The following is a 3,601-nucleotide window of genomic DNA, read 5'->3' as shown; positions in this document are numbered from 1 at the left end:
TTCCCCTAAGTTTTCATGCAGAGTTAGAAGCATTTACCAGATCAGAAGCTCGCTGAAAAAACGAAAGCCAATAGGGAAAGAAGGGATTGAAATGGCGGAGCAATTAATCGATGTGATTGGTGTATCTAAGTACTTTGGAAAAGACCGGATTTTAGAAGATATTAACTTTTCCGTGGAAAAAGGAAAGACAATTGCTTTAGTAGGGCATAACGGGTGCGGGAAAAGCACACTGCTTCGGATGATTGCACTTTTGACAACGGTGTCAGGCGGAGAAATTATCCATCATAAAAAATGGAGAATCACCTATATTCCGGAGCGGTTTCCAAAACAAGATTTTACGGCAAGGGAATATGTGGTGAGTATGGGGATGCTGGAAGGGCTGTCGAAGGAAGAAGCAAAAGAACGGGGCAGTGATTTGCTGAAAACATTTTTTATGGAGTCCATGGCGGATAAGCCAATGAAATACCTGTCTAAAGGGACGCTTCAGAAGACGGCAGTGATTCAGGCGCTTCTTACCAAGGCAGATATCCTTCTGATGGATGAACCGCTGTCGGGGCAGGATGTGGAATCCCAGAACATTTTTATGGCTATGATACAGGAATATGTAAAAGACGGCGGAGCTGTGGTCATGTCCTGCCATGAAAAGAAATTAATTAACCGGCTTGCAGATATCGTTTATGAAATAAAAGACGGGCACTTAAAACAGGCGGTATTAGAAGATACCTTTTTACAGGAATACAATATTCTGATATTTGAACCGGAGTCCGGTGCCGAAGTACTGCCAAAAGAAGTGGAAGAGGCTGCAGATATGGTGGAAATAAACAGTTTTCATATTAAGATCCGTTCGTCATCGGAAAACAGTAATCCGATTATCAAAATGATGCTTCATGCAGGATATCAATTGAGGGAGATGCAGAATGTACAAAAATAGAGTGTTATTTCAATACATATTTGAAACTTATAAAAAATCAAACAAATACATTCTGCCGTTTCTTGTAATGGCAATGTACATGGGCTTTGCTTATACCTTTGCACCTTTAGGCGTGCTGGAAGGATACACCATGTCTATGGTATTTGTGATATGGATCATGACCTGGATCGGATGGACCTTTAACGAATTGAAGAGCCCTGTCCAGGAACAGATCCTCATATTGAAGGTACAAAGTGAAACCAGGTATTATCTGGTCAATCTGGGCTGTCTTGCCGGCATTGGCATATTGGTCAGTCTTTTTGCCGTACTCTTTCCGGTCTTTCAAAACGCTGTGAATCATTTTGGTATATTTAACAGAATGATAACGGTAACAGATATTTTAAATGCATTGGTGTTACATATCCTGGCAGCGTATACCGGAGGCATTACAGGTGCTTTTCTGCATTCCAGAATCATGCATAACCGAAAGGCGGCAGCCCTGATTACATTTTTATATATGTTAATGGGGATTGTGAAAATGGGGCTTATGGAGGAGTATCCGGCTGCCAGGTACTTTATGTGGTTATTTCCGCCTGTTGCGGAATTTGTGAAAAGGTTTGTGAATGAAGACTATTACGCGGGCGGGATGGTGCTGCAGACACTGGCTGTTTTTTGTATTTATTGTTTGATCCTGACTGTTGTGCATATAAAGCTCCTGGTGAAGAATAAATTTTAACAGGAACAAAGAATAGAAAAAGTGTTGCAAATTTACAGAAATTGGAATAGAACTCTGCCGTAAGAGCATACTAGAGACATAACCCGGATCGGGATATTCTGGTTATGGAATGATTGATAAGATAGGAGTAGTGATTATGGCAGTGGATTTTAAAACAAGTGAAACGAAAGAGAATCTTATGCGTGCATTTGCTGGGGAGAGTCAGGCGCGTAACCGGTATACATTTGCCGCATCGGAAGCGAAAAAGCAGAACCTGCAGGTCATAGAAGCGATTTTTACTTTTACGGCGAATCAGGAAAAAGAACATGCGGAGATCTTTTATGGTCATTTAAAGGAACTGGCTGGTGAAACCATTGAAATTGACGGGGGCTATCCGGTTGATTTGTATGATGATGTAGTACAGCTGTTATATGCAGCGCAGCATAATGAATACGAAGAGCATGATCCCATCTATAAAGCATTTGCGGAAAAAGCAAGAGAAGAAGGATTCCTGAAGGTAGCAGCCTCCTTTGACGGTATTGCAGGAATTGAAAAAATACATGGAGACCGATTTGGGAAATTTGCGAAGCTGCTGGAAGAAAACAAGCTTTTTGTTTCCGATGTTAAAACCGGATGGATGTGCCTGAACTGCGGGTATGTATATGAAGGAGAAAGTGTTCCTCCCATGTGTCCGGTATGCAAACATGACAAAGGTTATTTTATCAGATTGTCACTGGCACCATATACAGAAGTTTAAAAAAACGGACCGCTGCGCAGAAGTGCAGCGGTCTTTACTTTATTTTGATGTTTATTTGGAAACATGGCGGGGACGATTCTTTCGGTACAGCTCTGCTTTGGCATCAAACAGAGCATCCGGCTTGAACTTCTCCCACAATTCCTTCAGATTATTCAGATTTACCTTTCTGGAATACGCCTTTAGAAAACCAAGCCCGTAGTTATATACTTTCCAAGCCAGGCTGACCGGAAGAATTTTTGTCACAACTTTGGGTTCTGTGTACACTTCATCCCGGCAGCCGCAGTCAGCGATTTTCTTCAGCCGCACAGCGTTAATAAAATCGTTATTTCCCCGGATAGGATAATCAATATTGGTATATGCGGTGCCGATATATTTTACTTTATGGGCATCGGAGCCTGCAACTGCAGGTTTGTGGTAGCGTTTAGCCATATCCCTTGCCAGGACATTTCCCTGATGAGGGTTGCAGGTATTGTCGGTTTCAATAAAATCAAAATTGTAGATAAGCTCCGGGTGTCTTTTCAGTTTTTTGGAATGCATAGCACTTAAAAACTTTGCACCGTAGGGATGTGCAGGTCCCAGGATACCGCCGAATCCGTGTACGACTTTCAGAAGAAGGGAAAGGGGCATGCCCCGGATCTCAAGAATGGGCAACTTAACTTTTTCCGGCATGACAACCAGAAAATGTCCGGCATCCAGGGTATCGTATTCCACACCTTTTAATACGACAAAGTCATCATATTTATGGGTGGACTCATGGAGCTTTTTGTAGGCGCGGTAGCCATTGTAGGAGTTGTGGTCGGTGATTAACATGCCGTCAAACCCATGCCTCTGCAACAATTGGATATAGTTTTCTATGCTGACTTTGCCATCCAGAGATCCATTGCTGGTGTGACAGTGCAGATCAAATTTCATAGTCTTACGTCCTTTCTGTACATTTTCCTACGGTACCGGCAAATATATCTCAAAACGGGGCGTACAGATGGTGGTAATGAATGTTCAGACACGCTCCGGGAACCGGGAAAATGCTTCTGTAGTACTTAAGGTTATTATGTGCAGTTTACATAAGAATCTGTTCATTATTTTATCTAATAATAGTGTATCACTTTTGTGAAAAAGTGCAATTATACAATTGATCAGGTTGATACTTTTTTTATATGATGTTAAGATAAATTATATATGTCTTTTTGACTATCTTTTTATATCTTCTTAAATGTCCGCA

4 protein-coding genes are annotated in these 3,601 nt (G+C 41.6%); 3 read left to right on the top strand and 1 reads right to left on the bottom strand.

The window, feature by feature from the left end:
• The 3 genes from ACH2DQ_RS18720 to rbr form a co-directional block, all read left to right on the top strand.
• On the top strand, positions 1 to 931 hold a 931-nt coding region (locus tag ACH2DQ_RS18720; protein ID WP_395027821.1), incomplete at its 5' end, for an ATP-binding cassette domain-containing protein.
• Positions 918 to 1,646, top strand: coding sequence for a hypothetical protein (locus ACH2DQ_RS18715; protein WP_394915055.1), 729 nt, complete (start codon positions 918 to 920; stop codon positions 1,644 to 1,646). The genes ACH2DQ_RS18720 and ACH2DQ_RS18715, both read left to right, overlap by 14 nt.
• Positions 1,647 to 1,782: 136 nt before the next feature.
• Positions 1,783 to 2,382, top strand: coding sequence for a rubrerythrin (gene rbr, locus ACH2DQ_RS18710; RefSeq protein ID WP_394915056.1), 600 nt, complete (start codon positions 1,783 to 1,785; stop codon positions 2,380 to 2,382).
• 51 nt (positions 2,383 to 2,433) lie between these two features.
• On the opposite strand, the gene ACH2DQ_RS18705 is transcribed toward rbr, so the two are convergent.
• The gene (locus tag ACH2DQ_RS18705; RefSeq protein ID WP_394915057.1) at positions 2,434 to 3,294 is read right to left on the bottom strand and encodes a PHP-associated domain-containing protein; all 861 of its coding nucleotides are present in this window, start codon (positions 3,292 to 3,294) and stop codon (positions 2,434 to 2,436) included.
• Between the last annotated feature and the right edge of the window lie 307 nt (positions 3,295 to 3,601).

The sequence above is a fragment of the Robinsoniella sp. genome, assembly GCF_034124845.1.
This window is presented reverse-complemented; position numbering and strand designations above follow the sequence as displayed.

What these genes read in the sequence shown, in the direction of transcription:
- ACH2DQ_RS18715 (WP_394915055.1), top strand. Translation starts at nt 918, where the DNA reads ATGTACAAAAATAGAGTGTTATTTCAATACATATTTGAAACTTATAAA.
- rbr (WP_394915056.1), top strand. Translation starts at nt 1,783, where the DNA reads ATGGCAGTGGATTTTAAAACAAGTGAAACGAAAGAGAATCTTATGCGT.
- ACH2DQ_RS18705 (WP_394915057.1), bottom strand. Translation starts at nt 3,294, where the DNA reads ATGAAATTTGATCTGCACTGTCACACCAGCAATGGATCTCTGGATGGC.